This window comes from Streptomyces sp. NPDC034099 (assembly GCF_055575415.1).
In genome coordinates this window covers 524825-545093 of sequence record NZ_JBVISR010000003.1, presented here as the reverse complement: position 1 = coordinate 545093, position 20269 = coordinate 524825, and the positions used below count along the sequence as shown (strand labels likewise).

At 69.0% G+C, this 20269-nt stretch carries 20 protein-coding genes and 1 pseudogene; 13 read left to right on the top strand and 8 right to left on the bottom strand.

Annotation, left to right across the window (positions count from 1 at the left end; genetic code table 11):
- The first annotated feature begins 212 nt into the window (after positions 1-212).
- Entirely contained in the window at positions 213-758 is a 546-nt protein-coding gene (locus tag ACZ56V_RS11515) for an AAA family ATPase (RefSeq protein WP_468941283.1), read from the top strand.
- A gap of 278 nt (positions 759-1036) precedes the next feature.
- Here ACZ56V_RS11515 and ACZ56V_RS11510 read toward each other — a convergent pair whose 3' ends face one another.
- Both ACZ56V_RS11510 and ACZ56V_RS11505 read right to left on the bottom strand, forming a co-directional pair.
- Complete coding sequence (locus ACZ56V_RS11510; protein WP_468941280.1) at positions 1037-2338, bottom strand: MFS transporter; 1302 nt, start codon at positions 2336-2338, stop codon at positions 1037-1039.
- On the bottom strand, positions 2335-2823 hold the full coding sequence (locus ACZ56V_RS11505) for a MarR family winged helix-turn-helix transcriptional regulator (protein WP_468941278.1): 489 nt from the start codon (positions 2821-2823) through the stop codon (positions 2335-2337). The genes ACZ56V_RS11510 and ACZ56V_RS11505 overlap by 4 nt, the downstream gene beginning before the upstream one ends.
- A 184-nt stretch (positions 2824-3007) precedes the next feature.
- Here ACZ56V_RS11505 and ACZ56V_RS11500 point away from each other — a divergent pair, with 184 nt between their 5' ends.
- The 4 genes and pseudogenes from ACZ56V_RS11500 to ACZ56V_RS11485 form a co-directional block, all read left to right on the top strand.
- Positions 3008-3703 carry a TetR/AcrR family transcriptional regulator gene (locus tag ACZ56V_RS11500; RefSeq protein WP_398909427.1) on the top strand — a complete coding sequence of 232 codons (696 nt, stop codon included), beginning with the start codon at positions 3008-3010 and terminating at the stop codon, positions 3701-3703.
- Positions 3704-3927: 224 nt separating this feature from the next.
- Complete coding sequence (locus ACZ56V_RS11495; protein ID WP_467379351.1) at positions 3928-5070, top strand: FAD-dependent oxidoreductase; 1143 nt, start codon at positions 3928-3930, stop codon at positions 5068-5070.
- Positions 5071-5117: 47 nt separating this feature from the next.
- On the top strand, positions 5118-5867 hold the full coding sequence (locus ACZ56V_RS11490; protein ID WP_468941274.1) for an alpha/beta fold hydrolase: 750 nt from the start codon (positions 5118-5120) through the stop codon (positions 5865-5867).
- Positions 5868-5907: 40 nt separating this feature from the next.
- Positions 5908-6174, top strand: a pseudogene (locus tag ACZ56V_RS11485) (NADPH-dependent FMN reductase); the annotation flags it as partial.
- A gap of 207 nt (positions 6175-6381) precedes the next feature.
- Here the strand turns inward: ACZ56V_RS11485 and ACZ56V_RS11480 are convergent.
- Both ACZ56V_RS11480 and ACZ56V_RS11475 read right to left on the bottom strand, forming a co-directional pair.
- Positions 6382-6624, bottom strand: a complete 243-nt coding sequence (locus ACZ56V_RS11480) for a DUF5133 domain-containing protein (RefSeq protein WP_468941271.1) — start codon at positions 6622-6624, stop codon at positions 6382-6384.
- A 176-nt stretch (positions 6625-6800) separates the two neighbouring features.
- Positions 6801-7106 (bottom strand): STAS domain-containing protein, encoded by a 306-nt coding sequence (locus ACZ56V_RS11475; RefSeq protein ID WP_468941268.1) that lies wholly within the window; start codon positions 7104-7106, stop codon positions 6801-6803.
- A 436-nt stretch (positions 7107-7542) separates the two neighbouring features.
- On the opposite strand from ACZ56V_RS11475, the gene ACZ56V_RS11470 reads away from it, so the two are divergent.
- The 3 genes from ACZ56V_RS11470 (at position 7543) to ACZ56V_RS11460 (ending at position 10806) form a co-directional block, all read left to right on the top strand.
- The gene (locus ACZ56V_RS11470; RefSeq protein WP_398909436.1) at positions 7543-8097 is read left to right on the top strand and encodes a DUF6328 family protein; all 555 of its coding nucleotides are present in this window, start codon (positions 7543-7545) and stop codon (positions 8095-8097) included.
- 318 nt (positions 8098-8415) lie between these two features.
- Positions 8416-8778 (top strand): helix-turn-helix transcriptional regulator, encoded by a 363-nt coding sequence (locus ACZ56V_RS11465; RefSeq protein ID WP_468941265.1) that lies wholly within the window; start codon positions 8416-8418, stop codon positions 8776-8778.
- A 282-nt stretch (positions 8779-9060) separates the two neighbouring features.
- Positions 9061-10806 carry a PP2C family protein-serine/threonine phosphatase gene (locus ACZ56V_RS11460; protein WP_468941262.1) on the top strand — a complete coding sequence of 582 codons (1746 nt, stop codon included), beginning with the start codon at positions 9061-9063 and terminating at the stop codon, positions 10804-10806.
- Between the two features lie 415 nt (positions 10807-11221).
- Here the strand turns inward: ACZ56V_RS11460 and ACZ56V_RS11455 are convergent, their stop codons facing one another.
- A complete protein-coding gene (locus tag ACZ56V_RS11455) occupies positions 11222-11683 on the bottom strand; it encodes an SRPBCC family protein (RefSeq protein WP_398909441.1) in 462 nt (153 codons plus the stop codon).
- A 363-nt stretch (positions 11684-12046) separates the two neighbouring features.
- On the opposite strand from ACZ56V_RS11455, the gene ACZ56V_RS11450 reads away from it, so the two are divergent.
- On the top strand, positions 12047-12871 hold the full coding sequence (locus ACZ56V_RS11450; protein WP_468941259.1) for a DUF1963 domain-containing protein: 825 nt from the start codon (positions 12047-12049) through the stop codon (positions 12869-12871).
- Between the two features lie 96 nt (positions 12872-12967).
- Here the strand turns inward: ACZ56V_RS11450 and ACZ56V_RS11445 are convergent, their stop codons facing one another.
- Positions 12968-13534, bottom strand: a complete 567-nt coding sequence (locus ACZ56V_RS11445) for a TetR/AcrR family transcriptional regulator (protein WP_468941256.1) — start codon at positions 13532-13534, stop codon at positions 12968-12970.
- 154 nt (positions 13535-13688) lie between these two features.
- Between ACZ56V_RS11445 and ACZ56V_RS11440 the strand changes: the two genes are divergently transcribed.
- Together ACZ56V_RS11440 and ACZ56V_RS11435 are read left to right on the top strand one after the other, a co-directional pair.
- Positions 13689-15146 (top strand): MFS transporter, encoded by a 1458-nt coding sequence (locus tag ACZ56V_RS11440; protein ID WP_468941253.1) that lies wholly within the window; start codon positions 13689-13691, stop codon positions 15144-15146.
- A gap of 106 nt (positions 15147-15252) precedes the next feature.
- Positions 15253-16107, top strand: a complete 855-nt coding sequence (locus ACZ56V_RS11435) for an alpha/beta fold hydrolase (RefSeq protein WP_467379345.1) — start codon at positions 15253-15255, stop codon at positions 16105-16107.
- A gap of 223 nt (positions 16108-16330) precedes the next feature.
- Here ACZ56V_RS11435 and ACZ56V_RS11430 read toward each other — a convergent pair whose 3' ends face one another.
- Both ACZ56V_RS11430 and ACZ56V_RS11425 read right to left on the bottom strand, forming a co-directional pair.
- Positions 16331-17032 (bottom strand): alpha/beta hydrolase, encoded by a 702-nt coding sequence (locus ACZ56V_RS11430; protein ID WP_467379344.1) that lies wholly within the window; start codon positions 17030-17032, stop codon positions 16331-16333.
- The gene (locus ACZ56V_RS11425) at positions 17029-17571 is read right to left on the bottom strand and encodes an RNA polymerase sigma factor (protein ID WP_467379343.1); all 543 of its coding nucleotides are present in this window, start codon (positions 17569-17571) and stop codon (positions 17029-17031) included. Before ACZ56V_RS11425 ends, ACZ56V_RS11430 begins: the two co-directional genes overlap by 4 nt.
- Before the next feature lie 440 nt (positions 17572-18011).
- On the opposite strand from ACZ56V_RS11425, the gene ACZ56V_RS11420 reads away from it, so the two are divergent.
- Positions 18012-18707, top strand: coding sequence for a rhodanese-like domain-containing protein (locus ACZ56V_RS11420; protein WP_467379342.1), 696 nt, complete (start codon positions 18012-18014; stop codon positions 18705-18707).
- A gap of 144 nt (positions 18708-18851) precedes the next feature.
- On the top strand, positions 18852-20216 hold the full coding sequence (locus tag ACZ56V_RS11415) for a rhodanese-like domain-containing protein (protein ID WP_467379341.1): 1365 nt from the start codon (positions 18852-18854) through the stop codon (positions 20214-20216).
- Positions 20217-20269: the final 53 nt, after the last annotated feature.

Below are 20269 nucleotides of genomic sequence, written 5' to 3'. Positions count from 1 at the left end.
GACACCACCAGGCAACAGCCCGACGTCGCCACTACCGACGAGGGCCACCGACGAGCCCGCTGGATAGATCACGAAACCGCACTGGAGTACTAGTTCGTGTAGAAGTGCGCCACCGAATCGATCTTCACGTGTCCAGGTCGTTCGTCACGCAATGACCTTGGGCACCTTTTGTATTGGGGGTGATCGGTTGTGCGAGATCGAGAAGGTGCGCCATGACATCGGAGTCGGAGCGGTTCATCGTCCTGACCGGGGCCCCCGGGTCCGGGAAGAGCACCTTGATCGACCACCTGGAGGGCATGGGCTACGCGAGGTCCCCCGAGGCAGGGCGCGGGGTCATCCAGGACCAGGTCGCCATCGCCGGACGGGCGCTGCCTTGGACAGATCCAGCCCTGTTCGCGGAACTGATGCTCTGTTGGGAAGTGCGCTCATACCGCATCGCCGCAGCACAGACGGCACCCGTCTTCTTCGACCGAGGAGTCCCCGACATCGTGGGCTACCTGAAGCTGGAAGGGCTGCCCGTACCGGAGTACGTTCGCGCTGCCGCGCAGAGGTTCCGATACCACCGCCGCGTGTTCATCGCACCCCCCTGGCCGGAGATCTACGAACAGGACAACGAGCGCAAGCAGTCCTACGAAGAGGCCGAACGTACCTATGAGGCAATGGCTACCATCTACGCCGCCTACGGCTACGAACTGGTACACCTTCCCCTCGTCCCCGTCGTGGAGCGGGCACAGTTCGTCATCGACTCCCTTCGCTGACTGCTTCGGGGCCACTCATCTAGACCTAGCGACTCGAAATCAGCAGCTGGGCCGGTCGTCTCGGGTGCTGGACACCACTGACGTAGCTCTTCGCGGTTCTGCGCGCCCATCCCGCGGGCGCGCCCTGGGTGGTTTTCACCCAGTCGTTTGCGCTGTGTGCCGAGGCCGGTGTGGTGGCTCCCGAGTACGCGTCGCTTCACTGGCTCCCCCTTGAATGTCGTTGCCGCGGTAGCGTCGGTCCCGCGAGACTTCTTTCCGGGCTCAAGGCTGCTGGCTAATCAGGAAACCTGACCAACGGCTGCCCCCGCGTCGGCGGCCCCAGGGACGGTTGGCTTGGCGGGAGCAGGCGGTGTGCGGTAGGCGCGAAGGGGCGCGTTGGTCGCGGCCACGGCGGCGATCGCCAGGATGGCGGACAGGCCGCCGAAGACCAGGGAGAAGGAGGCGGAGGTGGCCGACGCCAACAGACCACCACGGAAGTTGCCGAGTTCGGGGCCCGCGACACCGATGACGTGTTCCACCGAGGAGACCCGCCCCCGGTACGCGTCCGGGGTCTCCAGCTGAACCAGGGCACTGCGGGTGACGACAGACACGGTGTCGGCAGCGCCCGCCACGGCCAGGCACCCGAGCGCCAGCCACAACGGCCCCGCCAGACCGAAACAGGCCAGGGCCAGGCCCCAGACACCGGCTGCGGACAGCTGCACCAGGCCGGCACGGCGCCAGCGCGTCACCGTCCCGGAGAGCAGACCGGCCGTGATCCCCCCGACCGCGACGGCCGAGAGGAACAGGCCGAGAGTCTGCGGGTTACCCCCGAAGCGGATCTCGTTGACCAGCGGGAAGAGCGCGATGGGCATGGCGAGCAGCGTTGCGGACAGGTCGGTGGCCATCGAGCCCCACAGTGGCGGGCTACGCAGGACGATCCGCCAACCGCCACGCTTCGGCCGGCGTCTGCCGCCCGCCGCGTCGGCACCTTCAGGCCGCATGGCAGGCAGGCGGATCACCGCGAGCATCGAGACGACCATGGCCGCTGCCTGGGCTGCGTATGCGGCAGGGAGATCCCAGCGGGCGATGATCAGCCCAGCCATCGCGGGCCCGGCCAGCATCGCTGCCTGGAAGGAGACGTTGGTCAACGCAAGGCCGGCCGCGACCTGGTCGTCCGGCAGCAGCCGGACCGGGAAGGTACGCCGGGCAGGAGCTCCGAGAGCGCTGCAGCTCGTCCCCACGGCGACCAGGGCGAGCAGCAGCAGCACGTTCCGGTTGTCCGCCAGGGCCTGGGCACACAGCGCGGCGGCGGCCAGCAGTTGGCCTGCGGTGGTGGCCCGCACCACCGCACGGCGGTCAACGGTATCGGCCAACGTGCCGCCGAGCAGCCCGAACAGCACCATCGGCAGGCCGGTGGCGAGCCCGATGGCACCGGTGCCTACCGGGCTGCCGGTCAGGTCCCAGACCTGGGCCAGCACCGCCACGTTTGCTATCTGCCCACCGACTTGAGAGACCGAGGTGCCGATCCACAGGTCGCGAAACGGATGACTGCCACGCAGCGGGCGGGTGTCAAGGAACCGGAGACGGACACGCCCCCTCATCGCGGTGGCTCGACGAGGTGGTGGAGGATCCGCTGCCGCATCGACCGGCGTTCCAGCGCCCGCCGAACCTCTTCGACGACGGTGGTCATCGCGTAGGGGATCTCGCTGTCCAATTCGGCGACCGTCTCGTGGGTGGCGCGCCACTCCGCCTCCAGGAACGGCACCAGCGACCGGCCGCGCGCTGTCAGGTCGATCCGCCGGGTGCGGGCGTCAGGCCCCGGCTCGGAGGTGACCAGATCCTCCTTGCGCATGGCGGCGATGGTCTGGCTGATCGCGGAGTGCGAGCGGTCCAGCGACTTCGCAAGCTCGCGAATGGTCAGTGGTCCGGTGTGGGCGAGCCGGATCAGCGGATAGGCGAACCGCGGCCGCACCCCCTCGATGCCACGCTCGACGTATACCTGCTCGATCTCGGCATCCATGGCGGCCAGAAGCTCGTGCAGGGAGTGCCATGGGTCGGGTAGCGCTGTGGGATCCGAAGATGTCACAGCGCTAATATAACAGCGCTGCGACAATCTGCGCTCTTGATCGACTGCTTAACGCCGACGGCAGCGGTGGGGGACGGACGGCCGTGGCCGCCGCCGCCATCTTCGGAAGCTGCGCAAGAAGGTCGTTTTCCGACGGGAACGCCGACCGCAGCAGGCGTCGAACGCGTTCGTTACGATCGATGTCATGAGTGCGAGAAAAGAGCCGGTCAGCCGGCGGGAGCGTCCGGCGAAGCCTGCTCTGTCCCGGCGTTGGATCGTGGACACGGCCGTGCAGATCATGCGGGCGGAGGGGCTGGAGAAGGTCACGATGCGGCGTTTGGCGCAGGAGCTGGACACCGGGCCGGCCTCCCTGTACGTCTACGTCGCCAATACCGCCGAACTGCACGCGGCGGTGCTTGACGCACTGCTGGGCGAGGTGGACCTGAGCGGCCGGGGTGGCGGTGACGGCTGGCGTGACCAGCTCAACGCGGTCCTGACGTCGTACACCCTGGTGCTGTTCGAGCACCCGCAGCTCGCCCGGTCCGCGCTCGTGGCCAGGCCGAGCGGCGAGAACTATCTGCGGCTGGTGGAACGGATCCTCGACCTGCTCGCACACAGCGGCGCGCCCCGGACTCAGGTCGCCTGGGGGGTGGACAAGCTGCTCCAGGACGCCACGGCCACCGCCGCAGAGCAGTCGACCCACGAGCACGACCCCACCTCCGGGGAAGACTGGAACGCCACCGTGCGTGCGCTGCGCTCCGTCGACGAGGCCACGCATCCGGCGATCGCCGCCCACATGCCGGACCTCATCGACGGTGCGGCCCAGGACCGGATGCGCTGGAGTTTCGACGTCCTCGTCAACGGCATCACGCACACCCCGGTACCCGACCGGGCTGACTGAGCCCTTCTGTCCGGGTCCGGCGGCGGGACGACGCGCGTCGGGCCGGGGAAGCCGTGGTGACGCACACTCCTCACCGAACTTGTTCGCTACGAACATGTTCGCTACGGTGGAAGTGGCCGGAGAGACCACTGCGACGCCACTACGCAGCAGCACGCCGTCCCGCCCCGGCGGTGGAGCCGCCTCCCCGGCCGTGCACACACCCCACTTCCGCGAAGAGGTTCACGATGAGCACCACCCACTTCCCCGTCGCGATCATCGGCGGTGGTCTCGGCGGTCTGACCGCCGCCCGCGTCCTCCACGTCAACGGCATCGAGTCCGCGGTCTTCGACCTGGAGACGGGCCCTGAGGCCCGCACCCAGGGCGGCATGCTCGACATCCACGCCGAAAACGGCCAGAAGGCCCTGCACGCCGCCGGCCTGCACGACGACTTCCTCCGCCTCGTCCACGAGGGCGGCCAGGCCATGCGCCTGCTCGGCCCCGACGGCACCGTCCGCGTCGCCGAAGAGGACGACGGCACCGGCGAGCGCCCGGAGGTCGACCGTGGTGAACTGCGTGACGTGCTGCTGAGCTCCCTGCCGGACGGCACGGTCCGCTGGGGCCGCAAGGCCACCGGCGCTCGGCCGCTGGGTGACGGCCGCCACGAAGTGACGTTCGCCGACGGATCGGCCGTCACCACCGACCTCCTCGTCGGCGCCGATGGCGCCTGGTCGCGTGTCCGGCCGCTGCTCTCGGACGCCAAGCCCGCCTACACCGGCATCTCCTTCGTGGAGACGGACCTGTACGAGGCCGACACCCAGCATCCGCGCAGCGCCGCGGTCATCGGCGGCGGCTTCTTCATGGCGCTGGGGCACGAGCGGGGCTTCCTCGCGCACCGCGAGCCCGACGGCAGCCTGCACGTCTACACCGCTCTGAAGACGGACGAGGGCTGGATCGACACCGTCGACTTCAGTGACCACGCCGCCGCCAAGGCCGCCGTCCTCGCCCACTTCGACGGGTGGAACGAGGGCCTGCGCGGCCTGGTCGCCGACGCGGACACGATCACCCCGCGCCGCATCCACGCCCTGCCCGTCGGCCACCGCTGGGACCGCGTCCCCGGCGTCACCCTGCTCGGCGACGCCGCCCACGTCATGTCTCCGTTCGCGGGCGAGGGCGCCAACCTCGCCATGTACGACGGCGCCGAACTCGCCCTCGCCCTCGCTGCCCACCCCGACGACACCGAGGCCGCCCTGACCGCCTACGAGGAAGCGCTCTTCCCGCGCAGCGAAACCTCCGCCGCCGAGTCCGCCGCCAGCCTGGACACCATGTTCGGCCCCGACGGCCTGGAGCAGATGACCAGGTTCTTCACCACCGGACCCGCCCACCAGTGACAGCCCGACCCGTCTTCGCGACGCCCGCCGCATCCGGAAGGGACCTCATGACCTCACCGACTCCACCCGCCCGCCACACCGCCCAGGTCCGGGCCGGTCTCGACCTGCGACTGCACGAGGCCGGCCAGGGCAACCCCGTCCTCGTCCTGCACGGCGGCCCCGGCCCCGGCAGCCTCAGCCCCCTGGTCGGCCACCTGGCGGCACGCCACCGGGTGCTGGCGCCCACCCATCCGGGCTGGGACGGCACCGCACGCCCCGACGACCTGGACAGCGTCCCTGCGCTCGCCTCCCTCTACCTGAACCTGCTCGACCACCTCGGCCTCCACGACGTGACGGTGATCGGCACGTCCTTCGGCGGCTGGGTCGCCGCCCAGACGGTCCTGGACGACCGCGCAGGCCGCGTCTCCCAGCTCGTCCTCATGGACGCCATCGGCCCGGTCGTGCCCGGCCAGCAGGTCACCGCACCCACCGGACCACCACCCCAGGAACCCGCCCCGCGCGGCGGACCGTCCCCACAGTCGATGGCCGCCCTGCGTACCTACGCCGGGCCGGCCATGTCGGACGCCGGCCTGCTGCCCCGCTTCTCCACCGTCACCTGTCCGGTGCTGGTGATCTGGGGCGGCGACGACACGGTCGTCACGCCCGACTTCGGCCGTGCCTATGCGGCCGCCTTCCCCCAGGCGCGGTTCGAACTCGTCGAGGGCGCCGGGCATCTGCCCCTGCGCGAGAAGCCGGAGGCGGTCTTCGCCCTCCTCGATTCCTTCCTCACGCCCCGGGACGCGACCGCACACCACTGATCCCGATCTCACGCGGTCACTTCCGGAGACGGGAGACGCCATGTCGAAGATCGCGATCACCCTCGTCGGCAGCCGTACCGGGCGGACCGGCGCACACGTCGCACAGCGGGTTCTCGACCAGACACGTCAGCGCGGCGACGCAGACCACGACCAGGTCGACCTGCCACAGACCGGCGAGCCCCCAGCCATAGGTCGGCTACAGCCGCGCACCCGGCAGGGGACCCGGACCGTCGCCGCCTACGACGGCCATGTGATCGTCACTCCCGAGTACAACCACCCCTTCCCCGGCGTCCCCAAGAACCCTCTCGACCGCGTGCACGCCGAGTGGAACACCAAGGCCGTCACCTTCGTCTCTACGGCGTCGACCGTGGCGTACCGGCCCTCAAGGCCCTGCGCACCGACTTCACCGGCTTCGGCGCCACCTTCGCCCCCTGACGGCACGCGCTGCCCGTCCCGACGGCCGCGTCCCGGTGAGCCGCTCGCGGAGGAAGACCGAACAATGACCGGACACCCCTCAGGCGGCCAACCGCTCCTCGTCCTGGGAAACGCTCGTACGGCCGGTGTACCGCGCGAGCAGGGCGTCCGCCGCGATCAGGGCGTCCTCGGCAGTGCGGGCCCCGGTCATCACGCACAGCGTGTAGGTGGCGTCGTCGAGTGCCCTGCTGGTGTGGCCGGTGGGACACACGTCGTGTTCCATGCGCGCGTGGGCGAACCGAGCCAGCACCGCACGCAGTTCCTTCTCCGCCGGAAGGATCATCGTCTTACCTCTCCCCTGGTGAATCCCGCCCGCGCGACGGCCGACCGCCGCACCGCGAGGCGGTGACTGTCTCCATCTCCACGGTCCCCGCAACTTGGGCGAGGACGCGTCAAACAGAATCCCGAATGCCCCGTGTCGAAAGGTCCATTCCGACCTCCTGGCCGGGACTGCGGGGCCTAGCAGGTGGCGGCCTCCTCCACTGTCGCCCGCACCTTGAGATGCGTGTCGACCCCGGTGATGTCGAGAAGGCGGCGCAACTGCTGTGTCGGCGCGGCCACTCGGAGGTCGACGGATCGCTGGGTGAGGATCAGCAGGTTCAGGAGAGCCGAGTCGGCGAAGGCGATGCCGGAAGCATCCAGAACCACCTTCGAATGCTCTTTCGCCGCCGCGTCCAACGCCTCCGCCAGCGGGGTGATCGAGTTCAGATCGTATGGGCCACGCGCACCGACGACGCAGACACCGCAACACTCGTACTGCGCCACCGAGGCCTGGTCGAGACCCTGCGGCCGGGCCACGTCAGCGTCCGCGCACCCAGTGGCCGCCTCATGCAAAGACACCTTCGGGTCCCTCCCACACACAGGCCTGTCATCCATTACACGAAAAGTATGTCATGTACTTTGATTCATGCAAAGACGGTACGCAGAAGCGCCGTGCAAGCTTGAGGTGTCCGAGACTCATGCGAGATGGACCTTCGTCACCAATCCACGCCCGCGCGCTGGCGGCCATCGACATCGCCGGCCACTGCTGCCCCGTCGAACGCGCCGTCCAGCGGATCATCTGCGACGCGGCAGGCGTGGCCGTGCCCCCTCCTCTCCCTGCCCATACAGGACGAAACCCATCGCACCATCACTGTCTGCGGCATGCGACCAGCTTCAACGGGCAGATGAACGGACCACAGACGGAGGGGAAAACACAAACATGACGACGGAGTCGATCGGGCGGCCGGAGGCAGGGGCCGGCGGATGCTGTACGTGCGGAGCGCACGGCGACGTCGCCACGGACGAGGCACCGGAGACGCCACGCGAGCGGGTCAACCGTCGCTGGAACGAGATCATGCAGGAGACGCGCGTCGCTCAGACTGGTGTCCAGATCCTTTTCGGCTTCCTGCTCAGCGTCGCGTTCACCCCGCTCTTCCACGACCTGGACACCTTCGACCACGCCGTGTACGTCACCACCGTCATCTCGGGTGCCACGGCCACCGCGTGCCTGATCGCCCCGGTCTCCATCCATCGCTTCCTCTCGGGGCAGCGAATGAAGGACGAGATGGTCGAGGTGGCGCACCGGCTGATGATGGGCGGCATGCTCCTGATGGCCCTGACCATCGGCTGCACTCTGCTTCTGATCCTGCACGTCGTGGTACCGGGGCTCATGGCGAAACTGCTCGTCGGCGGCGTGATGCTGTGGTTCGCACTGTCGTGGTACGCCCTACCCCTGTGGCTTCGCCACCGGTCCGACCGCCGTGCGGCCCGTTGACAGGCGCCACAGTCCGCAGCAGAAGCGGAAAGAAGTAGCGAAGTAAGGAACAAACGATGTCACACCCGCAGATTCGCCGTGGAGAACAGGCCGTTGACGGGACGGCTCCTCCCAAGCCTCAATGGCAGAACCTCTTCACGGCCCCCACCTACGGCCCCGAGGTCGGCGAGGACCTCGCGCATGACGAAGCGGTACTCCCCCGGCGTCCACGACAGCGCCGCGGTGGACGGGGCCGCATCCGGACTGCCTGAGCATCGGAGCCGGTCCGCCACGGCGGACCGGCTACATTCCCGCCAGGATGATTAGTAGAATCAGTGCATGGCAGAGGCACCTGAATCTCACACCGGATGGACGTTCGTCACCAACCACGCGCGGGTGCTGGCGGCCATCGCCGACAACCCGAACATCCGTATCCGTGACATCGCCGTCCGCTGCCGGCTCACCGAGCGGGCCGTCCAGCGGATCATCTCCGACCTGGAGCAGGACGGCTACCTCTCCCACACCCGGGACGGGCGCACCAACACCTACCGCATCCAGCCGGACCGGGTCCTGCGCCACCCCGCCGAAGCGGGCCTGACCGTGGCCTCGCTCCTCTCCCTGCTCGTACAGGACGAGACCGACCGCGGACGACCGTCCGGCACCACGCTGTCGCCCTATGCTCACACGAGCGGTGCGCGATAGGGGCAGTGCCGCAGTCCGCCCACCTCGATGTCCTCGGCGCTGAACCCGCACCCGCGGCCCTCGTCGTCGCTGCAACGCGGGAGCCGGGCGCTTCGCGTACCTCCACCACGTCGCGGGCTTAGCCGTCCAGGGACGGGTAGCGGTCCCGTGAAATGGGAAGTGCGGAGAACTGCCTTGCACCGGTGTTCCGGCGAGCCGCGGGGCGAAGGGGAAGGTATGGACATGGCGACTCGCTCCCGGCGCCTGTTGCACCGGCGCCGCATGCCCTGACAGCATGCCGTCATGGACGGTCCTCCGCGGCGCGACGGCCGGACGCAACACGACTCCCCAGAGCCCCCGAACCGGCCGCGGCCTGGTGCCCTGCTCCACATCACGCTGGACGACGTGAGGACGTCCGCCATCGTGTTGGACGACGACGGCGCCATCGTCGCAGCCAATGACGCGGCCCTCAGGATGCTGGGCAGAAGCCTCGTGGAGCTCGTCGGAGAGGACTTCCACGACCTGCTGCACCGGGACGACCATGGGCACCCCATGCCCCGCACCAGCTGCCCACTGCGCAGAGCGCTGCTCGAAGGCAGCACCAGCCACGGCGACACCGGGCGGTTCGTCCTCGGAGACGGCTCCCTCGTCCTGCTGTCCTGGGTGGTCACACCCTACGCACTCGGCGCGAACGCGCCGGGCGGGCTCGTGCTGCTGTACGAACCGACCGCGGTGACACTCGTCAAGGGTGATGCAGGAACCCCTGCTCCGCTGACGGAGCTGGAGCGCCTGGCCCTGCTGGCGGAGACGACCACGACGCTCACATCAACGCTGGACGTGGACGAGGCGCTGCACCGGCTGGTGGCCCTGACGGTGCCCCGGCTGGCGGACTGGGCGGTGTTCGACCTGCTCACCGAACGCGACGAGGTGACGCGCGCACTGGTGATGGAACACAAGGACGGCGTGCTGATCGAGCGGGAGGATCTGCAGGGGCCCATGCCACCGGTCCCCGAGGAGTCCCCGATGCCTCTGTCCAGGGCGCTGCGCGGCGTCGCCTCCTCACTCGCCGGCCCCTCCACCTACCAGGGCGAGCCCGACTCGGGTATCGCCGTCGAACAGCATCGCCTCTTCACCACGACGGGCATGCACTCCGCGATCATCGCGCCCATCCGCGGTCTGCGGGACGTACTCGGCGCCCTGACCCTGGGTCGCTCGCAGCGCCCTGACGCCTTCACCGCCGCGGACCTGCCGCTGCTGGAGGACCTGACGCGCCGCACGGGTCTCGCCCTGGACAACGCCCGCTTGTACCAGCGCCAGCGCAAGGTCGCCGAAACCATGCAGCGCCATCTGCTGCCGCAGCTCCCCAGCGTGCCCGGCCTCGAGATGACGACGAGGTACCTGCCCGCACCGCACGCCTCCTCTGTGGGCGGAGACTGGTACGACGCTTTCGCCCTGTCCCCCGAGGCGCACGCCCTGGTCATCGGTGATGTCGTCGGGCACGATCTCGACGCCGCGGCCGGCATGGCCCAGGTACGCAACATGCTGCGCGCCTTCGCCTGGTCCCAGCCAACGGCCGACCCCAGTGCCGTGGTCAAACAGCTCGACGAGGCCGTGATGCACATCGCCGAGGTCCCCATGGTGACCATGATCCTCGGCAGGATCTGGCGCGGTGACGACGGTCTCTGGCACCTGCGGTGGACGAACGCCGGCCATCCGCCGCCCCTGCTCATCGCCCACGACGGCCAGGCCCGCTATCTGGACGACGCCCACGGCGTCCTCCTCGGCACCGGGGCCGACAGACCACGCCCCGACACCGTCACCGTGCTGCCGCCCCGCGCGACGCTGCTGCTGTACACCGATGGGCTGGTCGAGTCCCCGCACCATTCCATCGACCGGGGGCTGGACCGGCTGCGCCGGCACGCGGCGTCCCTCGCCCGCCGTCCACTCCCCGGGTTCTGCGACTCCCTGCTGCACGAGGTGCGACCGGACGACAACGACGACGACGTCGCCATGCTCGCCTTGCGCACGCCGGACCGATCCCAGGATTGATGCCCGCTGAACGGGGACGCCTGGCGTCTCCCGGATCGGGAGAACCCGACCACCTGCCCGCTTACCCCCGCCACCACCGCTGAGAGAGCGGGGAGATCAACATCCGGTCGAGACGACAATCCGGTGGATTCGAAACACGGCGTCGTCGCAGTCTCCCATGGCTGCCGCACCTCTCGGTAGCTCGAGCTGGATCTGCTGCCCTGCCGTCTGGAGACCGTGATCCGACCTGGCCTCTGCCTCCTCCGTCCCACCGCCGCAAGGAGGCGTCGCGGAGGGTGTGAAGGCGGGCCCGGCGCAGCCTTCGTCCTGGCGGGAGGTGCCCGGACACGCGGGTGGGCCCGCCCCCTTGCTGAGGGGTCGGGCCCACGCGCATGGTGTGGCCGCTCGGCGAGTGAGTCGCGGGGCGGTGCCGGGGTCACTCACCTGGCCTGATGCGCCCGCGCCAGGCTCCGGACTCGTCGCCGCGCTTCTCGATGTACTCCTTGAAGCGCTGCATGTCGCCCTTCACCCGTCGGTCGATGACTCCCAGCATGTCGCCGGTCTTCTCCGCGATGCCGGTGGGCTCGACGTCCATGACGAGTTCGACCCGGGTGTGCGTCTCGTCCAGGCGCTGGAAGCGGACCGTGCCCTTCTGGCTGGTGTCACCCGTGGTGGTACGCCACGTGATGCGCTCGTCGGGGAGCTGGTCGACGATCTCGGTGTCGAACTCGCGCTTCACACCGCTGACCTGGGTGATCCAGTGGTTGTGCCGCTCGTCGAGTTGCCTGACCTCCTCGACCCCCTCCATGAAGTGCGGGAACTCCTCGAACTGGGTCCACTGGTTGTAGGCGGTGTGCACGGGAACCTCGACGTCCACCGCTTCCTTGACCGTGCTCATCTGAGAACTTCCCTCTCTGTCGCGATCGTTGCTGCCGAGGGGCTGACGTCCGGTCAGAGCCCTCGGCACGATGGGGCGAGTACCCGAGGACCGCCCGTATAACGTCACTCCGCCGACTCCGACCGTGGCCCTTGTGGACGACGACGTCCAGGACGACCGCGCCCACGGCGCCGATTCCCGTGAACGGACCGGTGTGCGACATCGTTTGAGCCGCAATGGTGTGCCCTGGTCGACCAGGGCACGGGCGATCGCGACCATCCGCTCCACGTTGCGGGCGGCGTCCGCCCTGCGGGAAGAACCGGCAGTTGCCGGTGCAGGTCACGGTCCGGCCCATGGGTCAGTACCCGCCACTATGTTCACCATATGAAACCCGAGATGCTCGACAAGATGAACCGGTTCCGTGAGAAGGCGCTCGCGGGCGGCGTCCCGTCTGCCGAGGTGGAGAGGTGGCTCGAGGCCGCCCGCCCTTGCGCCACCCTGGCGTCCACCGTGGACGGGCCGGTCGTGGGCCACTTCGGCGGGCCCCACCTGCTCCCCGCCGACGCTCCCCAACTCCCGGCAGGGCTGCACCTGATCGCGATGCTGGACCTCGCCGTGCTGCCCGACGACGCGACGACTCTGGTACTGCCCTCCGACGGCCGGCTCCTCTTCTTCGCCCAGCTCCACCCCGACGACCTTGGTGCTTCCGGCCGAGTGATGTACGTCCCCGCCGGCACACGCCTCGATGAACGCCCTGGGGACGGCGGCTATGACCGCGCAGAGCTACGGCTGAAGTACGACCTCTCCCTGCCAGACAACGAGGTGCTTATCGACCCCGTCGAGCACCCCCACGCCAAGGAACTGCGCCAGGCATGGTCAGACGTGCTGTACGAGGACAGGCACCATCGCCACGAGAGTCACCTGCAGATAGACGGATACTCCAGGGACTCCTACGGCGAGGACGACCCCATCACCGCGTCCGCCGCCATGGCGGCACTGAGGGCAGGGAAGCCGGAGGGCAGGCGGGCCAGCCCATGGGCACCGCCTCGTCCCGACGACTGGGCCCTTCTCGCTCAATGGTATGGCGGCGCCTTGGACTTCGGTAACCTCCGCATCGGCGGTGACGTCTTCTGGACGATCGCGAGGAAGGACGTGAAGGCCCGGCGCTTCGACCAGGTGACCGTCCTGGGGTGCTTCGAAGGCCCGTGAGTTGATTGTCCGGTTCTGGCTGATGCTCGTGGCAGGGATGCGGCTCGCGTCTCCGGCTGCTTCCTGACGATGCTGCCGCGCGGGGACCGGAGCAGGTCACAGCAACCGGTCGACCAGCCCGTCGATGTAGTCCGGGGTGAGCGGAACCATGCCGAACAAGACGCGGATATACATCGGGGCCAGGATGTGGTCGAGCACGTCGAACGCGTCGGGTGCGTGCTCGCCACGGTCGCGGGCGCGATCGAGCATGGCCTGCAGCTGCCGGGTGCGTTCGGCGCGGAGGCCGGCGCCGGCCCGCAGCCCCTGCTGACCGCTGCTCGACAGGGCGACGGCCAGGTGCAGCACCGCCGGACCGTCGGGTCCGGTGATCTCACGGGCCACTTGGGCCGCGTAAGTGCGCAGGTCACCGGCGAGGCTCCCGGTGTCGGGCATCGGCGACTGCGCATTGAGGCGGGTGAGCGCCACGTCGGTGAGCAGGGTTTCCAGGTCGCCCCACCGGCGGTAGATGCTGCTGTCGGCCACGCCTGCGCGGGTTGCGACCTCGCCGACGGTGAAGTTGCCGTAGCCGCGCTCACCGATCAGGGCGGTGACGGCCTGGTGCACCTGCGCGCCGACGCGGGCGCTGCGCCCGCCGGGCCGCCGGGCTCGCTGTGGCTCGTTCATCCCACCACCTTAACGCAGTCAGCACTTGCGTTTATGAGGCGACCCTCCCTATAGTCACCTAACGCAGTCACCGACTGCGTTAGTGCGCTCAGGTGCATCACCACCCGCGTCGACCGCGACCGGGCGGGCGTAATCAACGATGGAGGGGCATCCCATGGCCGCATCGCATGCGACCGCAGGCAGTCGATCGAGCCGTGCCGTGCTGCTCACGACGACCTGCCTGGGCCAATTCATGGTCCTGCTCGACAACACGATCGTCGGAGCGGCACTGCCCGATATGCAGCACCGGCTGCACACCGAGCTGACCGGACTGCAATGGATCGTCGACGCGTACGTACTGCTGGTCGCCATGCTGCTGCTGTCCGGCGGTGTCTTCGCCGACCGTTTCGGTCGCAAGCGGGTGTACCTGACCGGCGTGGCGGTGTTCACCGCCGCGTCGCTGCTGTGCAGCCTCGCCCCCTCGCTCGGCTGGCTGGTCGCCGGCCGGGTGCTGCAGGGCATCGGGGCCGCGGCACTGAGCCCTGCCTCGCTCGCCCTGCTCGCCGCCTCCTGTCCGGTGCCGCAGGAACGCATCAAGGCGATCGGGCTGTGGGCCGGACTCAGCGGAATCGGCCTGGCCGCAGGCCCGGTGGCCGGCGGCGTGCTCACACAAGCCTTCGGCTGGCCCGCCATCTTCCTGGTCAATCTGCCCATCGGCGTGGTCCTGCTGCTGGTCGGCCTGCGTTACGTCGGCGAGTCCCGCAACCCGAGCGCCCCCGCTATCGACGTCCCGGGCACGCTGCTGTCCGTTCTGGCGGTGGGGGTACTGACCTACGGGCTGATCGAGGGGGGTGCCCGCGGCTGGACCTCACCGATGATCCTGGGCAGCTTCGCTGCCGGGGTGATCCTCCTCGCCGCCTTCGTCGCCGTCGAAACCCGTCGTTCCGCTCCGATGCTGCCGCTGCGGCTGTTCGGGCAGCGTCTGTTCACCGTGTCCAACATCGCCATGGTCGTGGTGGGGTTCGCGCTCATGGGCTCGTCGTTCTTCTTCTCCCAGTTCTTCGTGTACGTACAGGGCAGCTCGATCCTGCGGGCCGGCCTGCAGACCCTGCCGGTGTCCCTCGCCATGGTGATCGTCAGCCCGTACGCGGGCCGACTCGCCGCCCGGTACGGCTTCCGAATCCTGGTCACCACCGGCCTGGCCCTGGCCGGCCTGGGACTGCTGGCGCTCGGCGCGGTGCACGCCGACACCGGCTACGGGAACGTGTGGTGGCGGCTGGGACTCGTCGGCATCGGCTTCGCACTGGCCATGTCCCCACTGACAGGCGCCGCCATCCAAGCAGTCGGTCCACAGGAAAGCGGCCTCGCCTCTGGCATCAGCAGCACCACCCGGCAGATCGGTGCGGTGCTCGGCGTAGCGGTGCTCGGAGCCGTCGTCCGCACCCGGCAATCCGGCGGCGCCTCGTTCGAGACCGGCCTCAACAGCGCCTTCCTCGCAGCGGGCGCCATCCTTCTGGCCACCGCCGTGGTCACCGGCCTGTGGCTGACGAGGTCGAAGCCCGCGGAGGGCTCCGCGACGCCGCGACGTTCCACTGATCCCGGTGTGGTCACCGCCTCGTACGAGGCACCGTGAACAGCCGTTGACACCAAGTACCACGATTGAAGCCATGGCCAGAGGGATCGGAGCCCTCTCGAGCCCTTGGTCTTGCTCAGAAGATCGTTCTATTGGAGGCTGACGCATGCAGAATTCGCCGACATTCGTCTTTGTTCATGGGGCCTTCGCGAATTCGTTCTCGTTCGCACCGCTGCAGGCCGAGCTCGCCCTACTCGGGTACCGCTCGGCCGCGGTCGACCTTCCCGGGCACGGATTCGAGGCGACCTTCCCCGCTGCCTACCAGGCTCCCCAGATCCTCGATGCCCTCGCCGCAGCACCGGGGCGCATCAGTGGAGTCATGCTCGCCGACAACGCCGCCCGCGTGATCGAAGTCCTCGAACGGGCCAAGCAGAACGGGCCCACCATGCTCGTCGCCCACAGCAGGGGTGGCATCACGGCCACCGCCGTCGCCAACGCCCGGCCCGAGCTGATCGACCGGCTGGTCTACGTTTCCGCCTGGTGCCCCGTCGATCTGGACGTCAGCGACTACTACGCCCAGCCGGAGATGGCGAACGTCGACGCGGGAGCCTTCGCTGCCACGCTCGTCGGGAACCCCGCCGAACTCGGTCTGCTCCGCACCAACTTCCGCACCGCTGATCCGGCGGCGCTCGCCGCGCTCAAGCGAGCGCTCGCCGCCGACCTCACCGATGACGAGTTCCGGGCCTTCCTGAACACTTTCCAGCCCGATGAGAACCTCGACGTCGGTACGTCCGCCGACCGGGCAAGAGCCGCGACCTGGGGCCGGATCCCCAAGACCTATGTGCGCCTGGCCGCCGATGCCAGCATTCCGCTCGCCGTGCAGGATCGCATGATTCGCGAAGCCGAGGCGCTCACACCCGACAACCCCTTCGACGTCCGGACACTCGAGGGGAGCCACCTGCACTGGCTCGTCCACCCGAAGCCCGCCGCCGAGCTGCTGGCAAACCTCGCAGCGCGCTGACGCACCCTCAGGGGCGACTGCCCGCTCAGCTTCGTCGTGACAAGCGGGAACAGCGACGACTGCACCCAGTTCACCACGGTGAGGGAAGCGCTCCGGGTACCCCGCACCGGGACCGGGCGGCCAGGTGGTCACGCGTACCGGCCGCCGTGGCTGCGGTCTCCCGGCTCGTGCGGGACGGTCTCGCCGAGCTGGTGGCGGGCGGTGTGGCGGTGAGCGCTGTGGCTCAGAGCCGGGCGAGCATGGTCAGCAGGGCGATGGTGTCCGACTCGTGGGATGCGAAGGCTCCGTGGTCGCTGTGCCAGGTGACCGTGCGGGTGGCGCGCTGCGTGAAGCGGCGTTGCAGCTCCGGGTGGATGACCCGGTCGTCGGTGCAGCGGACATAGGTGCTGGGCCGCGAGTGCCAGGCCGCGGTCACGGCCGCCTGGTGGCCGGCCTCCATGACCTGTGGGACCAGCTCGGTGACGTGACGGAATTGCCGGTCCGCATCGAGCTGGCCGTGGAACAGCGATCCGGCCCGGGCCGGATCGATCGTGGTGGTGCCGGTGATGTCACCGATCATGCAGGCGCCCAGTTCGCTTGGCGGGGCCTGGGCGAGCAGCCCGAAGCTGGTCTCGCCGGCATCGGGCATCATCGCGGCCAGATACACGAGATGCGCCACCTTCCGCGGCGGCAGACCGCTGATGACGGCGCCGCCGTAGGAGTGGCCGCAGACGACCGCCGGCCCGGACCCGGCGATGTCGTCCAGTGCGGCTTCGGCGGCGGCGACGTCCCCCGCCAGTGATCCTCGGTGCAACTCGGCTACGGCCACGGGAACGCCCTGCGCGCGCAGCCCGGCGGCGACATCGTTCCACGCTCTGCCGCTGTGCCAGGCACCGTGCACGAGGAGCACGCCGCGGGGCCCGGTCGGGAAGGTGTTCGTGCTCACTCCGGCTCACCCAGCCCCTCACGCACGGCGCGGCGGGCGCGGTGCAGCCGGGACTTCATCGCCGGCGTACTCAGCCGGAGCGCCGAGGCGACGGTCCTCCCCGGCAGTCCCTGGATGTCCCGCATGACGAGGACGCGGCGCTGGTCGTCCGGCAGGGAGGCGATCACCTCGACCAGCCGCTCGATCTCCAGCTGACCCAGCACGTCGTCCTCGGCCGAGGACACGGTCGCATCGACGGCCGTTCCCGAGCGGTGCACGAGGCTCCGCGCACGCCGTGAGCACTCGCTGCGCACGATCCGGAACATCCATGACGCGAGAGCGGCGGCGGCCCGCAGTGTCCCGATCCTGCGGAACAGGACGATCATCGCCTCCTGCGCCGCGTCCTCGGCGTCCTGACTGCTGGCGCACAGCGAGAACGCGAACCGCCGGACATGTGGGTACACGCCGGAGATCAGCACCCCGATCGACGACTCGTCGCCGCGCTGCGCGGCGCTGACGAGTTGGTCACCCGGCCATGAGCTCCTGGTGAACTGGGCCACGGTCCTCGCACCACCTTCCACTCTTCGGCCGTACGGCCGCTTACCCATACGTTCATAAGAGTCGGCGTCCGGTGCAAAGGATTCAGACGAGTTGGGGCCGGCTGCCGGCCCGCCGGCTTGCGGCCAAGCCCGGACACAGGTTCGGGGCGTTGTCCGGCCGTAGAACGGGAGCCGGTGCGATTCGGGTTCGTGGTCCCAGGCGCGCGCCGACACGTCGACGCTCACGCGGGTCGCCGACGGCGCATCGGACCGCACCGGCCGACTTGCCGGTTCAGCAAAGTCATTTGCCGCCCACAGATCTGTGCGGGCAGGCTGAATCCAGCAAGTGCGGCTCACAAACCAAAGCCGGTACCTCTCGGACTCGGCCGTGTTCCCTCATTCGTCGGCAACTCTCCGGCGCGAGCGGCACGAATTGCCTTACAGGACAAAGGAGACCAGAGATGGAAAATCACCATGTCGTGATCATTCCGATCGAGATCGACGAGGAGAGGGAAGGCGCGTATCTCGACGCCTGGCAGGAAGCCGCAGACGTGATGGCACATCAGCCCGGTTTCATTCGGACGTACATGTTCCGCACGATCATTCCCGGGAGCAGATTCTCTCTCGTCAACGTGGCGGAATGGGAGTCCACAGCTCACTGGGAAGAGGCGATGAACGTCTGCCCGATGATGGGACAACAGATAGCAGTCGCCCACGCCTCGAACTACGAGGCGGTCCGCACGGTCCTGCCCGCCACGAAGCAGGCCCCCGGCTCCGGCGATGGCCGCACGCCTGTTGACCTGTCTCCCGCAGAGGCACGTCAGCGCGTCGTGGACGGGGAACTCACGCTGGTCGATGTCCGTGAAGAGGATGAATGGGCAGAAGGTCACCCCGCGGACGCCCTCCACGCCGCGCTCAGCACATGGCCGGCCTCGCTGTCAGAATTGCCTGACGGCCCACTGGCCTTCGTATGCCGCACGGGCAGACGCAGCGCGCAGGCCGGCGTTCAGGCTTTCCGCGCAGGCCGGTCCTCCGTCTACAGCGTGACCGGCGGCCTTGAGGCATGGCGAGCGTCAGGGCTGCCGGTCACTCTTCCTGAGCGCGAGGCCTCGGTGAACAACGGCGACCACCTCAAAGCAGCCGCACGTGAGGACTGACGTAAGCAGAGCCGAACGCCATCCGCCTCGCCTCTTTCGGGAAATTCCCTACCGCCATGTCAGGTGGCGATCGCTTGCGCACATGGTGACGGTTTCCCGAGACGGGAATCGCCCGCGTACGCCACTCCAGAAAGGAGTCACTTCATGTTCTTTGTCGATACCCTGGAGTACGAGGGCTTGGGCAATCGGAGTTACCTGGCCGGTGGGCAGAGAGCGGCGGTCGTGGTCGATCCGCCGCGGGACATCGACCAGGTGATCGCTGCCGCCGCCCGGCGAGGGGTGCGCATCGCCTACGTGGCGGAGACGCACATGCACAACGACTACGTCACCGGTGGTCTGGAACTGGCACGCCTCACCGGTGCCCGCTACCTGGTCCCGGCCGACGCCGCCGCCTCCTTCGCCCGCACTCCCGTCACTGACGCCGACACGTTCGAGGTGGACGAACACCTCGTGCTGCGTGCGATAGCCACCCCGGGCCACACCCCGCACCACACCTCATATGCCCTGGAGGAGGACGGCCGCGCGGTGGCGGCCTTCACCGGAGGCTCGCTGCTGATCGGCACCGTGGGGCGTCCGGACCTGGTGGACCCACGCCTGACCGAGCACCTGGCCCGCGCGCAGCACGCCTCCGCCCACCGGCTGGCGGCAACGCTCGGCGACGAGGTGCCCGTGCTGCCCACGCACGGCTTCGGCAGCTTCTGCTCCTCCTCCCAGGCCGAGGGCGATGCGACCACGATCGGCGAAGAACGCACCAGCAACGACGCTTTCACTCTGGACGAGGACACCTTCGTAAAGCGGATCCTGGCCGAACTGGAAGACGTGCCCGCCTACTACACGCACATGGCCCCGGCCAACGCCGCCGGCCCCGCGCCCGTCGACCTCACCCCGCCCGAGCCCGCCGACGCCGCGCAGATCGCCGAACGGCTGGCGGCCGGTGAATGGGTGGTGGACCTGCGTAGCCGGGTCGCCTTCGCCGACGGACATGTGGCCGGATCGTTCAACTTCGAGAGCACCGGCAAGCTGGCCACCTATCTGGCCTGGCTGATCCCGTGGGGCAAGCCGGTCACCCTGCTCGGCGACACGCCGGCGCAGATTGCCGACGCGCAGCGGGAGCTGACCCGGGTCGGCATCGACCGCCCGGCCGCAGCCGCCACCGGAGATCCAGCCACCTGGGTCCGTGAGGGAGAACGGCTCGCCTCCTTCCCCCGCGCCCGTTTCGCCGATCTCTCCGATGCACACGAGCACGACGAGAACGTGACGGTACTGGATGTGCGCCGGGATTCCGAACGTGCGAACGGCTTCATCGAGGGCTCCGTGCACATTCCGCTCCACGAACTGCACGGCCGGGTCGGCGAGGTCCCGCACGGCACGGTGTGGGTGCACTGCGCCGGCGGCATGCGCGCGGCAATCGCCGCTTCCCTCCTGGACGCGACCGGACGACAGGTCATCGCCATCGATGACAGCTTCGCGGCGGCCGCCGACGCGGGCCTGAGCCTCACCCGGCCGTGAACCCCTCGCTCCACCTGCGCAGAAGGCACACGATGTTCCTCTACCACCAGGGT

Bases quoted from the DNA above. Each gene is read 5' to 3' on its own strand.
- ACZ56V_RS11515 (WP_468941283.1), top strand. From the start codon at position 213: ATGACATCGGAGTCGGAGCGGTTCATCGTCCTGACCGGGGCCCCCGGG.
- ACZ56V_RS11510 (WP_468941280.1), bottom strand. From the start codon at position 2,338: ATGAGGGGGCGTGTCCGTCTCCGGTTCCTTGACACCCGCCCGCTGCGT.
- ACZ56V_RS11500 (WP_398909427.1), top strand. From the start codon at position 3,008: ATGAGTGCGAGAAAAGAGCCGGTCAGCCGGCGGGAGCGTCCGGCGAAG.
- ACZ56V_RS11495 (WP_467379351.1), top strand. From the start codon at position 3,928: ATGAGCACCACCCACTTCCCCGTCGCGATCATCGGCGGTGGTCTCGGC.
- ACZ56V_RS11490 (WP_468941274.1), top strand. From the start codon at position 5,118: ATGACCTCACCGACTCCACCCGCCCGCCACACCGCCCAGGTCCGGGCC.
- ACZ56V_RS11480 (WP_468941271.1), bottom strand. From the start codon at position 6,624: ATGATCCTTCCGGCGGAGAAGGAACTGCGTGCGGTGCTGGCTCGGTTC.
- ACZ56V_RS11470 (WP_398909436.1), top strand. From the start codon at position 7,543: ATGACGACGGAGTCGATCGGGCGGCCGGAGGCAGGGGCCGGCGGATGC.
- ACZ56V_RS11465 (WP_468941265.1), top strand. From the start codon at position 8,416: ATGGCAGAGGCACCTGAATCTCACACCGGATGGACGTTCGTCACCAAC.
- ACZ56V_RS11460 (WP_468941262.1), top strand. From the start codon at position 9,061: ATGGACGGTCCTCCGCGGCGCGACGGCCGGACGCAACACGACTCCCCA.
- ACZ56V_RS11455 (WP_398909441.1), bottom strand. From the start codon at position 11,683: ATGAGCACGGTCAAGGAAGCGGTGGACGTCGAGGTTCCCGTGCACACC.
- ACZ56V_RS11450 (WP_468941259.1), top strand. From the start codon at position 12,047: ATGAAACCCGAGATGCTCGACAAGATGAACCGGTTCCGTGAGAAGGCG.
- ACZ56V_RS11445 (WP_468941256.1), bottom strand. From the start codon at position 13,534: ATGAACGAGCCACAGCGAGCCCGGCGGCCCGGCGGGCGCAGCGCCCGC.
- ACZ56V_RS11440 (WP_468941253.1), top strand. From the start codon at position 13,689: ATGGCCGCATCGCATGCGACCGCAGGCAGTCGATCGAGCCGTGCCGTG.
- ACZ56V_RS11435 (WP_467379345.1), top strand. From the start codon at position 15,253: ATGCAGAATTCGCCGACATTCGTCTTTGTTCATGGGGCCTTCGCGAAT.
- ACZ56V_RS11420 (WP_467379342.1), top strand. From the start codon at position 18,012: ATGGAAAATCACCATGTCGTGATCATTCCGATCGAGATCGACGAGGAG.
- ACZ56V_RS11415 (WP_467379341.1), top strand. From the start codon at position 18,852: ATGTTCTTTGTCGATACCCTGGAGTACGAGGGCTTGGGCAATCGGAGT.